This is a genomic window from Cyanobium gracile PCC 6307 (assembly GCF_000316515.1).
In the GTDB taxonomy this organism is placed as follows: domain Bacteria; phylum Cyanobacteriota; class Cyanobacteriia; order PCC-6307; family Cyanobiaceae; genus Cyanobium; species Cyanobium gracile.
The window spans coordinates 872,726-892,445 of record NC_019675.1; the positions used below are offsets into that span (position 1 = coordinate 872,726).

General features: G+C 67.4%; 23 protein-coding genes. 11 read left to right on the plus strand and 12 right to left on the minus strand.

The window, feature by feature from the left end; translation table 11 throughout:
* Positions 1-6: 6 nt before the first annotated feature.
* A complete protein-coding gene (locus tag CYAGR_RS18140; RefSeq protein WP_245552597.1) occupies positions 7-195 on the minus strand; it encodes a high light inducible protein in 189 nt (62 codons plus the stop codon).
* 416 nt (positions 196-611) lie between these two features.
* On the opposite strand from CYAGR_RS18140, the gene CYAGR_RS04050 reads away from it, so the two are divergent.
* Positions 612-2,813, plus strand: a complete 2,202-nt coding sequence (locus tag CYAGR_RS04050) for a beta-glucosidase family protein (RefSeq protein ID WP_015108507.1) — start codon at positions 612-614, stop codon at positions 2,811-2,813.
* Between the two features lie 4 nt (positions 2,814-2,817).
* Here CYAGR_RS04050 and CYAGR_RS04055 read toward each other — a convergent pair whose 3' ends face one another.
* From CYAGR_RS04055 to CYAGR_RS18820, 9 genes are all read right to left on the minus strand, one after another.
* On the minus strand, positions 2,818-3,321 hold the full coding sequence (locus CYAGR_RS04055; RefSeq protein WP_015108508.1) for a glycosyl-4,4'-diaponeurosporenoate acyltransferase CrtO family protein: 504 nt from the start codon (positions 3,319-3,321) through the stop codon (positions 2,818-2,820).
* Positions 3,291-4,373 (minus strand): glycosyltransferase family 2 protein, encoded by a 1,083-nt coding sequence (locus CYAGR_RS04060; RefSeq protein WP_015108509.1) that lies wholly within the window; start codon positions 4,371-4,373, stop codon positions 3,291-3,293. The genes CYAGR_RS04055 and CYAGR_RS04060 overlap by 31 nt, the downstream gene beginning before the upstream one ends.
* 43 nt (positions 4,374-4,416) lie before the next feature.
* Positions 4,417-5,010, minus strand: coding sequence for an esterase/lipase family protein (locus tag CYAGR_RS04065; RefSeq protein WP_051017189.1), 594 nt, complete (start codon positions 5,008-5,010; stop codon positions 4,417-4,419).
* A 50-nt stretch (positions 5,011-5,060) separates the two neighbouring features.
* Positions 5,061-5,789: a proteasome-type protease gene (locus tag CYAGR_RS04070; RefSeq protein ID WP_015108511.1), complete on the minus strand. Its 729-nt coding sequence runs from the start codon at positions 5,787-5,789 to the stop codon at positions 5,061-5,063.
* Positions 5,786-6,529: a transglutaminase-like domain-containing protein gene (locus CYAGR_RS04075; RefSeq protein WP_245552598.1), complete on the minus strand. Its 744-nt coding sequence runs from the start codon at positions 6,527-6,529 to the stop codon at positions 5,786-5,788. The genes CYAGR_RS04070 and CYAGR_RS04075 overlap by 4 nt, the downstream gene beginning before the upstream one ends.
* A gap of 104 nt (positions 6,530-6,633) precedes the next feature.
* Complete coding sequence (locus CYAGR_RS04080) at positions 6,634-7,431, minus strand: N-formylglutamate amidohydrolase (protein ID WP_015108513.1); 798 nt, start codon at positions 7,429-7,431, stop codon at positions 6,634-6,636.
* A gap of 52 nt (positions 7,432-7,483) precedes the next feature.
* Positions 7,484-8,362 (minus strand): transglutaminase family protein, encoded by an 879-nt coding sequence (locus tag CYAGR_RS04085; RefSeq protein ID WP_015108514.1) that lies wholly within the window; start codon positions 8,360-8,362, stop codon positions 7,484-7,486.
* Between the two features lie 28 nt (positions 8,363-8,390).
* Positions 8,391-9,371 carry an alpha amylase C-terminal domain-containing protein gene (locus CYAGR_RS18815; RefSeq protein WP_216593362.1) on the minus strand — a complete coding sequence of 327 codons (981 nt, stop codon included), beginning with the start codon at positions 9,369-9,371 and terminating at the stop codon, positions 8,391-8,393.
* Positions 9,372-9,459: 88 nt separating this feature from the next.
* Positions 9,460-10,176 (minus strand): alpha-amylase family glycosyl hydrolase, encoded by a 717-nt coding sequence (locus CYAGR_RS18820; RefSeq protein ID WP_216593363.1) that lies wholly within the window; start codon positions 10,174-10,176, stop codon positions 9,460-9,462.
* Between the two features lie 310 nt (positions 10,177-10,486).
* Here CYAGR_RS18820 and CYAGR_RS04095 point away from each other — a divergent pair, with 310 nt between their 5' ends.
* The 7 genes from CYAGR_RS04095 to CYAGR_RS04125 all read left to right on the plus strand — a co-directional run bounded on the left by CYAGR_RS04095 (position 10,487) and on the right by CYAGR_RS04125 (position 14,400).
* Complete coding sequence (locus CYAGR_RS04095; RefSeq protein ID WP_015108515.1) at positions 10,487-10,705, plus strand: CsbD family protein; 219 nt, start codon at positions 10,487-10,489, stop codon at positions 10,703-10,705.
* Positions 10,706-10,838: 133 nt separating this feature from the next.
* Complete coding sequence (locus CYAGR_RS04100; protein ID WP_015108516.1) at positions 10,839-11,231, plus strand: DUF302 domain-containing protein; 393 nt, start codon at positions 10,839-10,841, stop codon at positions 11,229-11,231.
* A gap of 56 nt (positions 11,232-11,287) precedes the next feature.
* Entirely contained in the window at positions 11,288-11,716 is a 429-nt protein-coding gene (locus tag CYAGR_RS04105; RefSeq protein ID WP_015108517.1) for a heavy metal-responsive transcriptional regulator, read from the plus strand.
* A 256-nt stretch (positions 11,717-11,972) separates the two neighbouring features.
* Positions 11,973-12,485, plus strand: coding sequence for a DUF305 domain-containing protein (locus tag CYAGR_RS04110; RefSeq protein ID WP_043325413.1), 513 nt, complete (start codon positions 11,973-11,975; stop codon positions 12,483-12,485).
* A 121-nt stretch (positions 12,486-12,606) separates the two neighbouring features.
* Entirely contained in the window at positions 12,607-13,137 is a 531-nt protein-coding gene (locus CYAGR_RS04115) for an SDR family oxidoreductase (protein WP_051017021.1), read from the plus strand.
* 35 nt (positions 13,138-13,172) lie between these two features.
* Positions 13,173-13,637 (plus strand): hypothetical protein, encoded by a 465-nt coding sequence (locus tag CYAGR_RS04120; RefSeq protein WP_015108519.1) that lies wholly within the window; start codon positions 13,173-13,175, stop codon positions 13,635-13,637.
* A gap of 49 nt (positions 13,638-13,686) precedes the next feature.
* Positions 13,687-14,400: a DUF305 domain-containing protein gene (locus CYAGR_RS04125; RefSeq protein ID WP_015108520.1), complete on the plus strand. Its 714-nt coding sequence runs from the start codon at positions 13,687-13,689 to the stop codon at positions 14,398-14,400.
* A 13-nt stretch (positions 14,401-14,413) separates the two neighbouring features.
* Here CYAGR_RS04125 and CYAGR_RS04130 read toward each other — a convergent pair whose 3' ends face one another.
* Both CYAGR_RS04130 and CYAGR_RS04135 read right to left on the minus strand, forming a co-directional pair.
* Positions 14,414-15,691 carry a di-heme oxidoredictase family protein gene (locus CYAGR_RS04130; protein ID WP_015108521.1) on the minus strand — a complete coding sequence of 426 codons (1,278 nt, stop codon included), beginning with the start codon at positions 15,689-15,691 and terminating at the stop codon, positions 14,414-14,416.
* Positions 15,691-16,716 (minus strand): imelysin family protein, encoded by a 1,026-nt coding sequence (locus tag CYAGR_RS04135; protein ID WP_015108522.1) that lies wholly within the window; start codon positions 16,714-16,716, stop codon positions 15,691-15,693. The genes CYAGR_RS04130 and CYAGR_RS04135 overlap by 1 nt, the downstream gene beginning before the upstream one ends.
* 340 nt (positions 16,717-17,056) lie before the next feature.
* Here CYAGR_RS04135 and CYAGR_RS04140 point away from each other — a divergent pair, with 340 nt between their 5' ends.
* From CYAGR_RS04140 to CYAGR_RS04145, 3 genes are all read left to right on the plus strand, one after another.
* Positions 17,057-18,655, plus strand: a complete 1,599-nt coding sequence (locus CYAGR_RS04140) for an iron uptake porin (RefSeq protein ID WP_015108523.1) — start codon at positions 17,057-17,059, stop codon at positions 18,653-18,655.
* A gap of 102 nt (positions 18,656-18,757) precedes the next feature.
* Positions 18,758-18,928, plus strand: coding sequence for a hypothetical protein (locus CYAGR_RS18145; RefSeq protein ID WP_015108524.1), 171 nt, complete (start codon positions 18,758-18,760; stop codon positions 18,926-18,928).
* An 86-nt stretch (positions 18,929-19,014) separates the two neighbouring features.
* On the plus strand, positions 19,015-19,704 hold the full coding sequence (locus CYAGR_RS04145; RefSeq protein WP_015108525.1) for a response regulator transcription factor: 690 nt from the start codon (positions 19,015-19,017) through the stop codon (positions 19,702-19,704).
* Positions 19,705-19,720 lie beyond the last annotated feature (16 nt).

Here is a 19,720-nt window from a genome sequence, read left to right on the forward strand (position 1 = left end):
CCGGGTTCAGCCCTGGGGCAGCAGAGCCCCGAGCCCCATCTGCCCCAGGATCCCCGAGCCGGTAAGGGCCTCAATGGTCAGACCGATGCCGAAACCGAGCATGGCCAGCCGGCCGTTCAGCCGCTCGGCGCGGCCGTGGAAACCCCAGCCGCTCTCGCTGCCAGGACTGGCCAGGTACATGCGTGGCTCGATCACCTGAGGATCGAGGAGCGGGGAAGCTTCGGAATCCCAACGTCCGCCTTCTGATTCCGCGAAGTGGTGGGCATGGAGCTTTTTCGGAATCCTTACAGGAATGGCCATGGTGATGTCTCGTATGGGAATGGTTGAAGTTTGGGGTGGAGGCTGAGGCAGGTTGTCAGCGCTGTCGACTCTGACCTGATCCGTGATGATCAGTGGCCTGCGTCCTTCCCACAACCTAAGGAGAACGTCATGGAATCAATCAGTTACAGCCGGTTCATTCTGTCCTGGGGCGGATGACCCACCCTTCCGATCAGTCAGACGCAGTAGATGCGGGCCCATCAGGGTGAAACCCGTACGCCACCCAAGCTGTGCCGCGATCCACACATCGCGGCGGAATGCTCGCCATCCAGCCCCGCCCCTAGGCTGGATCCGTGCCCACTCGCCCCGACTGGAGTCGCCTGGAGACGCAGGCCCGGAGCCAGCTGCAGCGGCTCAGCCTGGGTGAGAAGCTCGGCATGCTGGATGGCGACACCCCGTTCTGGGGGGGCCTGGGGGCCATCGCCCTCCACGACGCCTCCCACCGCCGCCCCTGGCCGGCAGGGGTGGTGGAGCGCCTGGGCATCGGAGGGCTGCACTTCGTCGACGGCCCCCGCGGGGTGGTGCTGGAGGGTGGTGCCACCACCTTCCCGGCACCGATCGGTCGCGGGGCCAGCTGGAACGTCGATCTGGAGGAGCGGATCGGCGAGGCCATGGGGTTGGAGGCCCGCAGCTTCGGGGCCAATCTGTTCGGCGGGATCTGCGTCAACCTGCTGCGCCATCCGGGCTGGGGCCGGGCCCAGGAGACCTACGGCGAAGACCCGGTGCACGTGGGCGCCATGGGGGCGGCGGCGACCCGCGGCGTGCGGCGCCATGCCATCGCCTGCGTCAAGCATTTCGCCCTCAACTCGATCGACAGCGCCCGTTTCCGCGTCGATGTGGGCGCCACTGAGCGGGTGCTGCAGGAGCTCTACCTGCCCCAGTTCCGCGATGGCCTGGAGGCCGGCGCCCTGGCGGTGATGAGCGCCTACAACAGCGTCAACGGGGCCTGGTGCGGCCAGCATCCCCACCTGCTGAGGGAGATCCTCAAGGACCGCTGGGGCTTCCGCGGCTTCGTGCTCACCGACTTCATCTTCGGCCTGCGCGACGGCGTGGCCGCCATCCAGGCCGGCCAGGACCTGGAGATGCCCTTCCGGATGATCTTTGCGGCCACACTTCCGGCGGCGGTGGCGGCGGGACAGGTGCCGGAGGCCCTGATCGATGCGGCGGTGCTGCGGATGCTGCTGGCCCAGGCCACGGTGCCCGCCGGCGCCTATCCCCCAGCGCTGCGCGGCTGCCGTGCCCACCGGCAGCTGGCGCGGGAGGCCGCCGCCGGCTCGATCGTGCTGCTCCGGAACGCCGGCGGGGTGCTGCCCCTGAGCGGCATCGCGTCGCTGGCGGTGGTCGGCCACCTGGCGGACGCCGTCAACCTGGGGGACCGGGGGTCCTCCGACACCCGGCCGACGCCGGGATCGGTGCTGACGCCCCTGGCCGGGCTGCGGGCGGCGGCGCCGGAGCTGCGCCTGCACCACGACAACGGCAGCGATCCGGCCGCGGCCGCGGCCCTGGCGGCCCGCACGGATGCGGCCCTGGTGGTGGTGGGCCTGGACTGGCGCCACGAGGGGGAGCACATCCACCCGGGCGACCTGGCCCCGATCCTGCGCCAGGCGCCGCCCCCCGCGTGGCTGCTGCGCCTGTGCGGCCGGCGCCGGCTGCTGCCGTTGTGGACGGCGGTGGCGGCGATGGTCGCCGGGGTGACGCGCTTCGGTACGGCCCGGGCGGGCGGCTCCTTCGCCTCCGGCGATCGCACGGTGCTGGAGCTGCCGCCGCCGCAGGAGGCCCTGATCCTGGCGATCGCCGCCGCCAACCCGCGCACGGTGGTGGTGCTGATGGGGGGTGGGGCGATCCTCTGCGAGGCCTGGCGGCAGCGGGTGCCGGGCCTGCTGCTGCTCTGGTACCCCGGTGAGCAGGGCGGCGCGGCCCTCGCCGACGTGCTGCTGGGTCGGATCTCCCCGTCGGGGCGGATGCCCTTTTCGGTGCCCACCGAGGCCGGCCACCTGCCGCCGTTCGATCCCCGGGCCCGGCACATCACTTACGACCTCTGGCACGGCTACCGGCGGCTGGCCCGCAGCAACCGGCCAGCGGCCTTTCCCTTCGGCTTCGGGCTCTCCTACAGCCGTTTCAGCCACACCGACCCGGCGGTGGCGTGGCTCCCCACCCCGGCGGGGGACGAGGGGGCGCTGGAGCTGGCCGTCACGGTGACGAACACCGGCACGGTGGAGGCCGCCGAGGTGGTGCAGGTCTACGCCGAGCCGCCCGGGGAGGCCGTGGAGCGGCCGCGGCGCACCCTGGTGGGCTTCGCCCGGGTGAGCCTGGCGGCGGATGCGAGCCGACGGGTTGCGGTGGGGATACCCCTGAGGCGCCTCGCCTGGTTCGATCAGGGGCGGGACGCCTTCGTGCTGGAGAGCGGCCGGCACCGGCTGGTGGTGGCCCGCCACGCCGAGGACGGCGGGATTGGCGTGGACCTTGACCTGCTCGGTGGGGTGGTCGGGCGGTAAGGCATCAGCGGTCAGAAGAATCCCGGTCCCGCATGGTCAGCAGCAGAGGCTGAAGCCTCAGACGGTTGTAACGCTGAAGCCAAAGGCAGGGCAGATTGAACAGGGTCGCGAAGACCAGGTTGATCAGCACCCCGGCCGGCGGCAGCCAGAGGGCCGTCACGATCCAGAAGGGCCAGATGGCCAGGTGCACCAGCTCAGCTCGCCTGGTCTCCTCGACGAGGCGCTGCAAGGTGGCAGGGTCCCGGCAGACCAGGCTGTTCTTGCGCACACCTCCCGGCAGGGCGGCGCCGGCATCCGGAAGCAGGGACTTCCAGCGCAGGATCCCCAGACGCCGCTCATACACCTCTTTCGTCTCCGGCCAGGGGCGCGGTCTGGTGAGCCAGCTGTCGCCCTCCAGGGCCGCCTGGGGCAGGCCGTGGGCCAGCCCACCGATCAGCACCGACCACAGCAGCCAGCCCAGGGCGCAGGCCAGAACCGCTACCGCGTTGGAAACTGCCTGCCCTTCCATTCGATCGTGCCACGTTGGAGATTCAGGATCGCCAGGACGAACACCGCCAGGAAAAACAGAACAGGAATCGGAAACACCAGGCAGATCCAGGCGAAGTTCCCCACGCGCCTGGTGAGCGCTACCAGCTGGACGGCAAAGGCGAGGTAGAGCAGCAGGTTGGGAAGAATGGCAGGCGGACCCATCAGTGGCCACCCCAGCAGGGACGCCGGCAGGCACCAGGCGGCCCAGAACAGGCCGGAGATCCACAGCAGCACCGCCAGCATCCAGGCCCATCGCACCTCCCCGGCGGCGGTGGCGAAATTTTTGGCGAAACCCGTCACCATGTCGTGAAACCCGCCGGGATACATGCGGTACTGGATGAGTCCGTCGCCGATGTAGGCACTCACCGGCAGACCGGCCTTCTCATACAGATGGCCCATGAACCAGTCCTCCACCACCTTGCCGGCCACAGCTTCATGGCCCCCCACCCGGTCGTAATCCGAACGGCTGGTGGCCATGGCCGGACCGAACGCCACGCCGCAGCCCTGCCCCATGGGCACCGCCATCAGCCCCACGAGGCTGAACAGGATCGAGAGCTGCTCGTAGGGCTTTTCGGTGCGATGGAACGGCTGCACCGACACAAGCCCACCCAGTTGCTGCTGGGCCGCCACCAGCCGAGCCAGAAAGGCGGGATGGGGCTCGGTGTCGGCATCGAGGAAAACGAGGATCTCGCCCTTGCTGGCCCGGACGCCGTGGTGCAGTGCCCAGGTCTTGCCGCACCACCCGTGCGCCAGAGGAGGCGGTTGCATCACTCTCGCCCCGGAGGCCGCCGCGATCGCGGCGGTGCGATCACTGGAGTGATCGTCGATCACGATCACTTCCAGGGGGGTGAAGGTCTGCGCCTGGAGAGCCGGCAGAAGATTCGGGAGGGTGCCTTCCTCATCGCGAGCGGGAATCAGCACGGAAACTGATGGATATCCCTGGAGCTCGGCCACGGGAAGCCGGAACAGCCGCAGACAGAGGGCCCAGCCCAGCAGCCAGCGCACCACCAGCGAAATGGCGACAAGGTCCATCGGTTGTCGCCGGATCGGGAAGACACGACAAGCTAAACCGCAATCAGCCTGGAAGCCCCGGATCCGCTCCTCCCGGATCCGGCCGCAGCAGTTCGTCCACCAGAGCCCGCAGGGCGGCCGGGTGGGTCATGAGCTGGTGGTGGTAGCGCACTGGCAGGCAGCGGCCCGGGCCGAGCGGCAGCACGGCACGCCAGGCCGGCATCACCATCAGGTCCGGATGGCAGTAGAAGCTGCAGCACTCCACGGGCTCCAGCGTGGCCAGGTGGCTGTTCAGCCGCGCCAGCAGGGGACTGCCCGCCTTCAGGTCGGCGATGCCGGCCAGCGGCCAGCTGGGCCAGGGGCCGGCGGTGAGGGTGCCCTGCTGCGGACTGCCGACGCTGATCAGCCGCCGCGTGCGCCGGTGGCCGCCCCGCAGCTGGATCCAGGTCCGGGCGATCACCCCGCCCATCGAAAAGCCCAGCAGGTCGATGGGCTGCTCGGCACCGAAGGCCGCCTCGATGTGGAGGCCGAGCAGGGCCGCCTGCTCCTCGATCGGGGTGATCCCGAAGCGGTGGGGCAGATGGGGAATCAGCAGGGGGCCGCGGCGCCCCGCCAGCTGGCGCTGCAGGGGATCGAACAGGCGGGGAGTGTCCCACATCCCGTGGATCAGCACCAGCGGTGGGGGATCGGCCGCGGGGCTCGGGCCGCCTACCAGACCAGTTCCGGCAGCTCCCGGAACACCTTGCGCACCCCCACGCTCCACTCGGCACTGAGGTCCTTGAAGTAGCTGTCCCCCTCACTGAAGCGGCGGCGGTGGAGGATTTCGAAGCGGTCCCGCTCGTAGACGAGCAGGTCAATCGGCATCCCCACCGACAGATTGCTGCGCATGGTCGAGTCGAAGGACACCAGCACGCACTTGGAGGCCTCCGCCAGCGTTGTGTCGGTATGGATGACCCGGTCGATGATCGGCTTGCCGTACTTCGCCTCACCCGTCTGAAGGAAGGGTGTGTCCTCGCCGGCCTCAATGAAGTTGCCCTCCGCATACATACGGAACAGCCGTGGCGCCTCGCCCCTGATCTGGCCGCCCACCAGGAAGGAGGCGTTGAAGCTGGAGCCGGAGGCCTTCAGGTAGGGGCCGTCGCGCTGCTCGATCGCCCGCACCGCATCCGAGACCAGCACCATGACATCGAACATGGTCCGGGCCGTCCAAACCGTGGGCTCCCCGTCGCCGGCCTCGGCCCGCTGGCGCAGCAGACCGATCACCGCCTGGGTTCCTGCCAGGCTGCCGGAGCTGAGCAGGACGAGCACCCGGTCGCCGCGGCGCTCGAACACGGTCATCTTGCAGAAGCTGGCGAAATCGTCCAGCCCCGCATTGGTGCGGGAGTCGGAGGCGAACACCATGCCGCTCTCCAGAAGCACCGCCACGCAGTAGGTCATGCCGTCCAGACCTGGAACGACACCAGCTCTGACGGGCCGAAGCTGGTGGTGAGGGCCACGTCGGCCGCATCCCGGCCCCGGGCCATCAGGATCCGGCCGATGCGGGGGGTGTTGTTGCGCGGGTCGAACACGTGCCAGCCGTCGCCGAGGTAGGCCTCGAACCAGGCATGGAAGTCCATGGCCGTATGGGGCGGCGGCACCTCGATGTCACTCAGGTAACCGGTGCAGTATCGCGCCGGGATGTTCATGCAGCGGCAGAGGGCGATCGCCAGGTGGGCGAAGTCACGGCACACCCCCTCCCGGCTTTCGAAGGTCTGGAGGGCTGACTTCGTCGGGCTTGAGCGGCCGTAGTCGAAGCGCACGTGCTGATGGACGAAATCGCAGATCGCCTGAACCCGCCCCCAGCCGCCCGGGGCCGCCTCGAACCGTGACCAGGCGAGGGGCGACAGCAGATCGGACTCGCAGAAGCGGCTGGCCAGCAGAAACAGCAGGCTCTCCTCCGGCAGCTTCTCCACCGGCTGCTGCTCCAGCCACGGCAACACCGGATCGGGCAGGCCGGAATCAGCCACCAGTCCACTACCCCGCAGTCGCAGCACACCGGCCGGGGCCACCAGCCGGTGGCAGTGGTTGCCAAAGGAGTCCACGTACAAGCTCAGCGGCACCTCCGGCTCCACCCGCAGCAGGTCGGGCTCCAGCAGATCCCCTGATCGACTGGCATGCACCCCCAGGGTGACGATCATGGGAGTCGCCGCTGGGAAGCGCAGCGCCACATCAAATCCAACCCGGATTTTTAGGGGGTGCGTCGGCAGCGGCGTGGCGCTCTGAGGTTTGTCCATCCATCACCCTAGGAACCGCGGGCGACCCTTGGCGGCGGGAATCCCTCCGCCAGGGCAATCTCCAGCACACCGGCGAGGCGCTCCGCCCATTCCTGCTGGCCGGCCTCGGTGGCCAGCAGGTCCTGGCGGACCTCCAGCTCCACGTGAGGAATCCGGCGACGCTCGCCGTGCACCACCACCGTGTAATCGCTCGCCTCGCTCACCGCATAGGGCTCGTTGTTTCCCACCCGCAGACCCCGCTCCCGCTCCAGCTCCTGGCGCATCCGCCGGGCGAGGCGGCCATCACGTCCATAGAGCACTCCCACATGCCAGGGGCGCACCTCCGTCCCGAGCACCGGCGTGAAGCTGTGCAGGGTCACCAGCACGCTGGGCTGGCCGCGCACGCGTCGGGCCTCCAGCTCCGCCCCGATACGGCGGTGGTAAGGGTGGAAGAGCTCTTCGAGGCGCTGCTGCCGCTCGGCCGGAGAGAGGTTCGCGTTGGCGGCGATGGCGCCGGCCTCGCCGTGGCTGACGATCGAATCCGGCGCGTCCGGCGGCCGGTTGGCATCGACCACCAGCCGCGAGTAGTTGTGCAGGATCAGAAAGGCGTCGAGCCGCGCCGAGAGGTGCAGGGCCAGCCCGTCCACACCCAGGTCCAAGGCCACATGGGTGTCGAGCACCCGATCATTCAGGCCCAGGCCGTCCAGACGGCGGGGAATGGCGCGGCCGGCGTGGTCGGCCGTGAGCAGCACGGCCGAGGACCCGGAGGGGGAGACGATCCGGAAGACGGCCGGGTCAGCGGCCTCGAGAAGGGGTTCTAGGTGCACCGTTGAATCCCTGATTCAAAGCAGCCAACCAGGCCAGCATGGCGTGGGACGCTCAGGTTTCGACGTTCGCCGTGAAGCCCTGGAGCTCCGTGACCCACACGCCCACGTCCATCGACAGCAGCGAGGCTCCGCCAAAAGTGCCGGCGATGGGCGGAACCGACTCGGGCCTTCGGGCCACCGCGACAGGGATGTGGGTGTCGCCGACAATGGCGCCATGGGTGGGATCGAAGCCCTTCCAGCCAGCCCCTGGCAGAAAGACCTCCGCCCAGGCGTGCATGCTGCCGGCTTCCTGCGGTGGCAGCGCGGTGAAGCTGTAACCGCTGACGAAACGGGCGGCGAAACCGAATCCCCTGGCCGCTTCCATGAACAGAAAGGCAATGTCACGACAGGAGCCCCAGCCGCTGTTGAGCGTTTCGGCAGGGGTCTGGACGCCAGGCTCGTCGCGTTTGCGGTAGGAGACACGCTGGTGGGCCGCCAGATTCAGACGCTTCAACAGGGCATAGCTCTCGATGACTTCGCCCGGCTGCCAGACCGTTGCTATCCACTGCATCAATGGATGGCCAGGTTCTGCTGGCGTCGCCGTCAGGTAGGCGGCCAGCACGGGATGGTCCTTGAAAGCATACTGAAAGGGATAGAAAACGGCGTCATCATCTACAAGAAAGTCCAATGGAACATGGTCGTACTGCTGGATGATCAGGCTGCTTTCGATCAGCAACCTGTCAGCGGCATCGCGGAATGAGGCCATAGCAAGACAATTGCTCTCAACATCACGGTGCCAGCGCAGTTTCGCCGCCGGGAGTATGGATAACGAGGAGGTCTCGATACGCAGATCGTGGCCCTCCCGTGGACGAAGACGCAGTGTATGCGTGCCGAGCTGAACAGGTGCGCTGTAGGTGTATGTGGTGAGATGAAGGATGTTGAAACGTCTCATCGGCTCCGCCTCAACGGGGGAGAGAAGGTCATTGGGAATAGATCAGAACGCTGTAGGGCCCCATACGGAAAGACGCGTTATAGGGGAACCCATCCCATTCTCCTGGAACGGCTTCAACATCACCGCTTTGATAGCCGTCAAAGCTCTCACTGTACCCGTGCCAATCACTGTTGAAGCGAAGTTTCCAGCCATGGGCCGCCGGCAAGCCCACGGTGTAGTCCTCCTGGGACTCGTGAAAAAAATTAGCGATCACCACAACATCATCCCCGGGCCCTCCCCTGTCCCAGCGGTGAAAAGCCAGCACGTTTCGCTGGGTATCGAGGTGAAACACCTGGGTGAACTGACCGCAGAGGCCACGGGAAACGCTCTCCCGATCAAGGCGGAGACGGATCAGATCCCGGTACAGACGCATGATTCCGCGAAACTCCTGGCGCTGGTCCCAGTCAACGGGGACCGTATCGCGGAACCAGCCTCCCTCAAGAAACTCCTGTCCCTGAAACAGCATGGGAATCCCGGGCGCGGTGAACACCATGGCGGCGGCCAGCGTGGAGCGCTTCTGGGCATGCCAGCCGGTGGGATCGCCCGGATTGACATCCTGGGGAATCCGGGACTGCCCATTGGCAACATCGTCATGGGATTCGCTGTAGATCACGCGCTCAAAGGCATCGTCGTTGTAGCGATAGAGGATCGCGTCTCGGACCCTGTCCAGAGCACGGTCCTCATCATGGGAGGCAATGACGGCCTGACGGATCGGTTGGACGAAGTGGGGATCCCACTGGGATCCAAATCCTGCACCGCCGGCGCCGACATCCTTGGTCAACCAGTCATTGCTGCGCAGGTCTTCAGCGATGGTGAGGCGTCCCGGGTGATGCCGGGCCACGGATTCGTTGATGGCCTGGAGCATGCTCCAGCCATCGGGAATCTCCTGAGTTCCATTCTCACCGATGTTGCGAATATAACCAGTACTGTCAAACCGGAGGCCGTCAAGATGATACTCATCGAGCCACATGCTAACGTTATCAAGGATGTACTGACGAACTTCACCTCGGCCGTAGTCAGGCCGCGTCTCGCCCCATGGCGTCAAAGCACGATCATCGTTATAAAAATAGATCCCCCCCCCTGCCATTCTCAGACCAGCCATCAAATCTCCAGAGGTCAAGGTCACTGGGGCCGAAATGATTAAAAACAACATCCAGAATCACGGCAATGCCAGCCTGATGGGCACGCTTGATGAACCGCTTGAAGCCCAGGGAACCACCATAGTCTGAATCGACGGCAAAGATATGGGATGGGTTGTAGCCCCAGGAGCGCTGGCCGGCAAATTGACCGACAGGCATGATCTCAATGGCGTTGATGCCAAGCCGCTTCAGGTGTTCGAGTCGAGCTTTGATGGAGCCGAATTGTCCAGGCAGACTGAGCTGATCATCATTGAACGTGCCGACATGCAATTCATAGATAACAAGCTTATTCCAGCTCATCATGCTGAAGTCATCATCTTCCCAGCAGAAGTCAGGATCATGGATGATGGCATTTCCGACCGAGTTGGTCACCTCTCGGGCATAGGGATCAATGCGCTTGATCACTCCCCACGGCGTGGAGAGCTGGTATTTGTATTGGTCGCCGATCTTGGCGCCCTCAACGTAGATGGACCAGAAGCCACGGGGCTCGGAATCCATCGGATGGGCGGCCCCATCCCAGTGGTTGAAGGACCCGATGACGGAGACATGCTCAGCATGGGGGGCCCAGACCCGGAACGCGACACCGTCAGGAGAGGGCACCGATCCCATGCCGGCAGTGATGAGCGGCTTCGCCATGGTTCCACCCCGCTAAAACCAGTCTTTCACAGGGGTTTCCTTTCCCATCGACCGTTCAGAAACGTTGAAACGGGTGTCAGGACAGAGGCGGATCTGCTGCCCGTTTGATGCAAGTTGATGCAGACGATCCCATCAAGGCCATGACCATCCATGCCAGGCCTGGCCTGACCAGCCTTCACCTTGGGTTGGGCCGAAGGATTCACACGCAGGTCGTTCTGCCATCCCTAGGCTGGAGTAGCAGCAGCGGATCGACGACACCCTTTTGGCACCCAGGATCCCCACGCTGCAGATTCACCTCGCCACGAGAACCATGTCCAACAAAGCTGACGCCGCCGCCAAGGATGCGGAGGGCAGACTTGAATCGGCCCTGGGTGAACTGACCGGCGACACCGGCCACCAACTCAAGGGCAAGGCCAAACAGGTTCAGGCCTCTGCCATGAACGCGGCTGAAGATCTCAAGGATGGTGCCAGGGCCGTGGCCCAGAAGGTCAGTGACGCTGCCGCGAAACTGGCTGACGGACAGGACTGATCGGGCCGGGCCGACTCGAGCTCGCCGCAGATGACCTCCAGCGGACATCCACTGGTTGGTGCGGATAGATGGCGACACAGCTTGTCTGCGGCGATGTCACATCCCCACACCACCCTTGCAGGCCGTGACTCCCATGGATCCCTTCTTCATTGCCGACACAACCAAATCCTTTGCGCAGGCAAGTACGGACCTGCAGGACGCCATCGTGGCCCGGGGCTTCGGGGTCTTGGCAGTCCACGACCTCGGCCAGACCCTGCGCAGCAAGGGGATCGAATTCACCGAGGACTGTCGGATCTACGACGTCTGCAACCCAGGGCAGGCTGCCAGGGTGCTGACGAACCATATGACGTTGTCGATGGTGCTTCCGTGTCGAATCTCCGTCTTCACGGAAGTCAGTCAGACCCGGATCGGCATGATCCGGCCTGAGAGAATGCTGCAGACCCTCTGCTCCGATCCTGACGTAGTGGAGGTGGCGCAGGAGGTGGAATCCGTCACCAGGGCCATCATCGAGGCCGCGGCCTCCTGATCCTTCGGCGGCCTTCGCCGCCATTAGGATTTTGGTGTGAGTGGTCGTTCACGCCCATGGCCGCCGTCGGCATCAAGACCGGCCTGAAGACCGGCATGAAGATCGGGGTTCTGGCTGGGCGCAGCGGCCTGCCCGTCAAGACCCTCCGTTACTACGAGGATCTGGGTCTGCTGCCGGCCATCGGTCGCAGCGAGGGCGGCTACCGGCTGTTTGCGGAGCAGAGCCTGCGACGCCTCGAGTTCATCCGCCGGCTCAAGACCCTTGGGCTCAGCCTGCAGGAGATCCAGGGCTGTCTGGCGGTGCATGACGCCGGGGAGTTGCCCTGCGGCGACATCCAGATCCAACTGGAGCGACAGATCGGGCGGATCGATGCCCAGATCCAGGAGCTGGGCAAGCTCAGGCAGGAACTGCAGGGCCTGCTGGAGGGCTGGCAGAACGATCCGGCCAAGGAAGGGGATCTGATCTGCCCCAATCTGCGGGTCTGAAATCGCGCAGGGGCGTTCAGCCGTGCCACGGGGCCCGGAGATGAATCCCTGGGCCGGACCCTCACCGGCTCCCGGCTGCCTTCCCATACTCAAAACAGCCACACGCAAGGGAGCAGAACGGATGGACCATTCCCGATCCGCCGGCGTCCGGACACGGGCGGCGGCGCGCAGGTTGGCTGCCGTCGCAGGGCTGGGTGCTCTGTACCTGGGGCTGGGGACGCCAGCGCTTGCACAGCCCCCCACCGGTGCTCCTCCCATGGGGAGCGGAATGGGTGCGGGCCGCATGGGCACCCAGTCGATGGATCAGCACTTCATCGTGATGATGATTCCCCACCATGACGGGGCGATCGCCATGGCGGATCTGGCCTTGAGCCGGGCCAGGCGGCCGGAGATCAAGGCCCTGGCCAGCAGCATCAAGGCCAGCCAGACCCAGGAGAACGCGCAGATGCGGACCTGGTACCGCCAGTGGTTCGGCGGGAGTGTGCCGACGTGGGGGGAAGCAATGGGCCACCGCGGCGGCATGGGAATGATGGGAATGGGGGGGACGGGAGCCGATCTCTCCTGGCTGAAGAGCGCTTCGGATTTCGATCGCGCCTTCATCGAACAGATGATTCCCCACCACCGCATGGGCGTGATGATGGCCTCAATGGCCCAGTCCAACAGCCAGCATCCGCAGCTAAGGGTGATGCAGCAGGCGATGGTGAAGGCCCAGGGCCAGGAGATCGAGCAGATGGCCCAGTGGTACCGCAGCTGGTACGGGACCCCCTGAGGGGCGACGCCGACCCACCCCACTCAGTCGTGACGAACCTGACGCTGCCCGTGCCGCTGGCCCCAGGCACAGAGCGACTGAATCACGGGGATCAAGGTGCGGTCGTCGTCGCTGAAGTGGGGTGCGAGCCCAGGCCCTGTTCGCCAGCGTGCTCGAGCCGTTCGGCCGCCTCGACATCGTCGTCAACAACGCCGGGGTCTCGGTGTTCACACCCACCACCGACATCGACGAAGCGGACGACGACCGGGTGATCGACACCAATGGCCGCGGCACCTTCTTTACCCTCCAGGAGACGACCCGCCACGGGGCCGACGGGGGCCGGATCATCAACCTGGCCAGCGGCGTCACCCGCCAGGCCCTGCCGGCAGCACGGATCTACGCCGCCAGCAAGGCGGCGGTGGAGCCGTTCGGCATGGCTCTGGTCAAGGAACTCGGACCCCCCGGCATCTCCGGCAACCCGATCGGCCCCGGGGGCACCGACACCGACGGACTGATCATGCCGGCTGAGGCCCTGGCCCATCGCATCGCCTCCACGCCCCTGGGCCCCCTCGGCCAGCCTGGCGATCTGGCGGGTGTGGTGGCCTTCCTCGCCTCCGATGACGCCCGCTGGGTGAACGGCCAGACCCTCCAGGTGAACGGCGGCATCCTCTGATCCATTCCTGTGAACCTTCCCCCTGCGGCCCCTCGATGAGCGAATCCCCCGCCAGCTTCAGCAATGGCTTTCCCGTCAACACGATCCGTGTCGGCGACGGGGTCGTGCTGATCAATGTCTGTCCCCTGGATCCGGATCGGGATGAGGCCTTCGTGGCCACCCAGGTGGGTGAATACAAGCGCCTTCAGGGCGTTTTTCCAGGCAGTCTCAGCGCCAATCTGCACCTCAGCCTCGATCGCACCCGGGCCCTCAATGAGGCCCACTTCAGTCCCTTGGAGACCGATCTGGCGATGCGAGACAGCCCTGCCTTCGCCGAGCACCTCGAGCAGCTCAAGGGATGGGTACTGAAGGCTGAGCCCCAGCTGTACACCGTGGCCTACACCCAGAACGCCCCACAACCCTTCTCTGAGGCCCCCCTGGCGCCGCTGGGGGATCCGGCCCAGGCGCCGCGGCTCGGCCCGGTGCCTCTCACCTGGCCGCGGTGCCGCCGGAACCCTTGACTCTCCAGCCAAGTGGAGACCATACGGTGAGAGTTGATCTTGAGCCTCCATGCGCCGCAGCCGCTTCTCCCTCGCCCTGTTCGGCGCCCTTTGCGCTCTGGGCCTGACGCTCCCAGCCCTGGCGCAGGACCACAGCGGCATGCCCCACGACCACCACAAGCACCATCACGCCGCCCCGGCCGGCACGTCTCCAGCCCACGCCGGCCATGCCCATGATGTGGGCCCCGCCGGCTCCACCTACGACCTGCGCTTCATCGACGGGATGGTGCAGCACCACACCGGTGCCCTGCGCATGAGCGAGTTCGTCTTCGGCATCGGGGCGCCCGGTGTGGGGGCCCTGGGCAAGACGATCTGGCGTGACCAGGCCAACGAAATCCGGGCCATGGGGCTGTGGCGCAAGGCCTGGTACCCCAAGGCGCCCGTGTATCCGGTGGCCCTGTCCAATGGCGGCGATCCCAACAGCCTGGCCGGCCTCACCCGGATGAGCCAGGCCCAGATCGACGGGATGCGCATGATGGGCGATCCCCCCAGCCCGGACAATCGCGTCGTCTGGTTCCTGGAGGGGATGCTCCATCACCACGGCGGGGCGCTGATCATGGCCCACGACGCCCTGGCCAAGAGCACCAACCCCACGATCCGGCGCTTCGCCCGCCAGGTGATCGTGGCCCAGCGCGCCGAGATCATCGAACTGCGGCGGATGCTGGCGGTCGATGGCCTGCGCAAGCCGGAGTACGGCCGCTACGACGCCCTTTTCGCGCTCTGAGGCTGGCGGAGCCTCAGAGCTGCTGCAGCCAGCCCAGCAAGCGGCGCCGCTGTTCCGGGGCCAGGGCCGTGAAGCGCTCCCGGGCGGCGGCGGCCTCCCCCCCATGCCAGAGGATCGCCTCCTCAATGGTGCGGGCCCTGCCGTCGTGGAGGAACCCCACCGACCCATTCACCCGCTGGGCCAGGCCCAGGCCCCACAGGGGGGCCGTGCGCCATTCCCGCCCCGGTGCCCCCTTCTCGGCCACCCCGTCGTCGAGGCCGGCGCCCATGTCGTGCAGCAGCAGATCGGTGTAGGGCCAGATCGGCTGGCCGTTGATCGCCCCGGCCACCGCCCCGGGGGAACGGCCGGTGGTCAGCCGGGGAACATGGCAACGGGCGCACTGCAGCGTCCCGAACACTTCCCGGCCCTGTCGCACCACCGGGCTAGTGGCCGGCAGGGCGGTGCGCGGGGCGCCCAGCGTCTGGCTGTAATAGGTCACCAGCTCCAGCTCGCGGGTGCCGATGTCCCCCGGGCTGGTCAGGCCCATGTCGTTGAGGAAGGCGGCAGCGGTCTGGTCGCGCACCGTGGCGGCGCCCGCTTTCCAGCCGAAACGCCCCAGCCGCGGCGTCCCCTTCCCCTCCTCCAGCCAGTGGGGCCGGCCCGAGATGCCGTCACCGTCGCGGTCGTCGGGATCGGCGTGCGCCAGGATCGCCTCCTCCGGTACCGCCTCCAGCAGGCCCAGGCCGATCAGGGGCGGCGCCACCCGCAGGGAGCGGGCCACCGAACGCTCGGACAGGTCGAGGGACGCGTCACCCTCCAGCCGGACCTCCGGCCGGCGCCGGCCATCCCGCTCCAGCCAGGCCACCGTCACGGCCGCATCCGGCCGGGCGCCGAAAACGGCGCGGTCCCGCACCTGGTGGCCGAGGCCCGGCACCGGCTGCCCGTTCCGCAGTGCCACCCGCACCAGGGATTCCCCCATCAGCGGCCGGCCCCGGCCGTTGCGCACGTGGCAGGCGATGCAGGAGGCGGCATTGAAGCGTGGCCCCAGACCCGCCCCGGGGGCACCCTCCAGGGGCACGTGGGTGCGATCGAACAACACATCGGCCACCTGGTGGCGCTCCAGTTCCGCGGGGGTGAGGCCGGCGGCCGGTTGCTCGAAGGCAGCCGAGGTGCGGTTGGCCACCGTCATCGCTCCGGCGGCCTGCTGGGGATCGGCGGCCCCCCAGGCCTGCCGCATGCCGAGCCCGAGCACCACGGCCAGGGCCAGCCCGGCCAGCAGGACGCGCCGCAGAACGCGGGAGGGACGGGCCATCAGGACAGCAGCGGCACCGAGCGCTCCACCAGCTTCGCCGTGCTGTGCAGCTGGCTGATCAGCGCCTCCATCGCCTGGCGGGCGGTGGGATCGGAGAGGGCGCCATTGAGGGGGTCGGGCAACCCCTTGGCCATCGCCACCGCCGCGGCGCTCTCGCGGTCGATCTGGCGGGCCAGGTCGGGGTCGCGGCTGCCGATCAGCTCGACCAGACCGGTGGCCATCAGCACCCGGCGGGCCCCTTCCACATTGGCCACCAGATCCGCCTGGGTGTTGCCGCTGTCGGCACTCTCGAGGGTGCGGGGATCGCGGGTTTTCAACGGTTGGCCGAGTTTCTCGTCGCCCCCTTCCTGCAGCAGACCGATGACCCCCTGCAGCATCTCCTGCACGGCGGCGCCGGCTTCCCCTGGGCGGCTGAACCGGGCGCCGAAGCCCTCAGGACCCGACCAGCTGGCCAGCAACCCGGCCGCCTGACGGTGCAGATCATCGGCCGCGAGGCGCAGGTAGGCCCGTTCACCCGGGGTGAGCTGGGCCGCGGTGGGCGGAGAGCCGGTGCGACCGCCATAGAGCACCCACTCGATGCCGTGGAACCCCTTGGCGGTCTCGCTGAGGGCGGCGAAGGTGTCGGAGCCGAAGCGTTGGCGGCCCAGCGCGGTGGCCAGGTCCTTGCCGTTGACGGGCCAGTCGTCCATGGCCCCGTCGAAGCCGTTGGTCTCGGCAGGGTCGAAGGCCCAGCTTTCACTGGTCTCCCAGGTCCGCCGCGCCGCCAGCCAGGCCTGACGGGTGGCCGCGAGCTGCGCGTCGGATGGGTTCTCGCTGAGGCGCTGGATCGCCTCCTGCAGGGCCGCCGTCTGCGCCACCAGCTGGGTGTAGTTCGGCAGGACCACCCTCTCCACGAAGGACTGGGCCACGGCGCGCTCCGTCGGCGCCGCCGTACCGGGGCGCGGGCCACAGGCGGAGAGGGCCAGGCCCAGGCAGAGCGGCAGGCCCAGGGCCAGGGCTGGGCGCCAGCGGCAGGTCGGTGCCATGGGCAGGAAGGGAGGCTGCTGTCACTGTCCCCTCGGCGCGCCGCAGAACCTGACGCCAGGGGACCCTGGCGCGTGCCCGTTGGCACCGCCCCCTGTTCCTTTGGTGGTGGCCTTCCCCAGCAGCGCCTGAACAGGATGGGGCGGATGGCGACGGCGCCCCCTGCCGGCGGGAGAACCGGTCCAGGGCAAGGGAGCTATTGCTGATAACTATTATCGTTCTCAGGCATCTCCTGTTCAAGCGCACCTCTGCTGGAGGGTCCCTTCCCGCTCTCCAGCCCGCGTTCCGGTGCCGGCCCGATCGGTGCCCCCTTCCCTTTCCCTCGGCAACGCTTCGACCTCCATGGGCCTTCCCCTGCGTCACCTGATTCCCGCCGCCACCGCCGGTCTGCTGGCCCCCCTGGCCCCGCTCGCGGCCAGCGCCGGCGAGCTGAACCTGGACGCCGTCAACCGCTACGCCAGGTCCGCGGCGGGGCAGGGCCAGGAGCAGGTCACCAGCATCAACCAGTTCTCCGACGTCAAGCCCACCGACTGGGCCTTCCAGGCCCTCGCGAACCTGATCGAGCGCTACGGCTGCGTCGCCGGTTACCCGAACGGCACCTACAAGGGCGGCCAGGCCATGACCCGCTACGAAGCGGCGGCCCTGCTGAACGCTTGCCTCGACCGGATCACCGAGGTGACCGACGAGCTGAAGCGCCTGATGGCCGAGTTCGAGAAGGAACTCGCCGTGCTGCGCGGCCGGGTGGATGGCCTGGAGGCCAAGGTGGGCGACCTGGAGGCCACCCAGTTCTCCACCACCACCAAGCTGAGCGGCCAGGCCACCTTCGTGATCGGTGCCAATGCGTTCTCGGGCAGTGACACCCTCAACGTCGATGCCGCCCGGGCCGCCGTGGGGGCCACCACCTTCAGCTACGACATCCAGCTGAGCTTCGACACCAGCTTCACGGGCAAGGACTTGCTGCGCACGATCCTGCGGGCCGGCAACTTCGCCGATTCCGCCTTCGGCGGCGCCGGTCCCACCGGTGGGCTCTCCACCCTGGAGGCGGCCTTCCAGGAAGACTGCGGTGGCCCCGCCGACTGCGGCGATGTGGTGGCGATCGACAAGATCTTCTACCAGTTCCCGATCGGCAGTCAGTTCACCGCCAGCGTCGGTGGCCGGGTGGGCCAGGAGGACATGCTCGCCCTCTGGCCGAGCGCCTATCCCTCCGACACCATCCTCAACCTGTTCACCCTCAACGGCGCCCCGGCGGCCTACAACAAGAACCTCGGCCCGGGGGCCGGCGTCTGGTGGCAGCAGGGCGGCTTCAGCATCAGCGCCAATTACGTGGCCGCCAACGGCGATGGGGGCGATCCCAACATCGGCGGCATCGGCACCGTGGCTTCGGCCGGCACCGGCACAGTGCAGATCGGCTACGCCAAGGACCAGTGGGGCCTGGCGGCGATCTACTCCCGCATCCAATCGGGCGTCGGTGTGCCCGGCACCACCCCCTTCACGGGCCTCACCTTCGAGGCCAACCCCAACAGCCGCACCGATGCCTTCGGCCTCAGCGGCTACTGGCAGCCAGCCCAGTCCGGCTGGATTCCCTCCATCAGTGTGGGGTGGGGCATCAACGGCACCAGCGTCGACACCGCCCAGGCTCCCGGGGCCCTGCGCACCAGCCAGTCGTGGATGGTGGGCCTGCAGTGGGACGACGCCTTCCTCAAGGGCAACGCCCTGGGCATGGCGGTGGGTCAGCCCGTCTTCGCCACGGCCCTGACAGGCGACCAGACGCCCCAGGACGGCAATTTCGCCTGGGAGTGGTGGTACAAGCTGCAGGTCACCGACACCATCAGCGTCACCCCGGCCCTCTTCTACCTGAGCCGGCCGCTGGGGCAGGACACCACCCCCGGCACCACCTTCCGGCAGCTGGGCGGCCTGGTGAAGACCACCTTCCGCTTCTGAAAAGGGTCCGCCGGACCAGGAGCCCCAGAACTACCCCCAGATGGGGATAGGTACAAACACAGGGTCTTCGTATCTTGAATTCAAGACACGAGGGACTTCGCCATGGTCAACGCGCCAGAGACCAGACCCGAAGAGACGGTGCGCCAGAAGAACTGTCTCGGCCGCACCTGCATGAAGTGGAGCGCGAACGGCGAGCTCACCGATCTCGATCTGCAGCTGATCCTGATGCGGCTGATCGCGGTCGACGACCAGGCCGCCGGCCTCCTCGACTGAGCGGCCGGAGCGGCCACGGCCCGGTCCCGTGGGGTCGGATGATGACGGTGGAAAGGATGGCCCGCAGGGCTGCAGGGGTGGTCGCGATGGATCTCACACCATTCCTGGAGAACCTGGAAGGCAACACCTTCGACGCGATGCTGCTGTCGGTGGCAGTGAAGGGGAAGGTGGCCATCGCCATGAAGGGCCGCTTCCTGCTGCGGGCCATCTGCGAGAGCATCAGCGACCGCCGTTTGATCGGCTGCGCCATCACCGATGAGGCCAGCTGTCTCGCCTATCTGCGCCGGGAGCCCTACGAACTGTTGATCTGCACCGATCACCTGGAGGGCGGCAACGGCTTCGAGCTGACCCGCAAGGCCAAGGAGCTGATGCCCGGCCTCAAGGCGGTGATGCTCGCCCTCGGGGATGTGATTCCCGCCGAATACGAGCACGCCCCCTGGCTGGAGGCCGTTGTGGCGGAGGCCGACATCGTCGACGACCAGCGCCCCCTGCAGGCCGCCGTGATCGCCGTGATGGGGCACCACTCCTACCGCAGCCCCTCGCTGCGCTCGGGCAAGCTCCCCTACCTGAGCTGTCCGCGGCTGACACCGCGGGAGTATGAGGTGCTGGACCTGCTGGCCAGCGGCCTCAGCGACCGGGAGATCGCCCAGAAGCTGGTGGTGAGCGACGAGACCGCCCGCACCTACACCAAGCGTCTGCTGCAGACCCTGAGCGTCAACAACCGCATGCAGGCGGTGCTCAAGGGGGTCCGCTGCGGGATGGTGCAGCTAGGGTGAATATAACAATTCACAA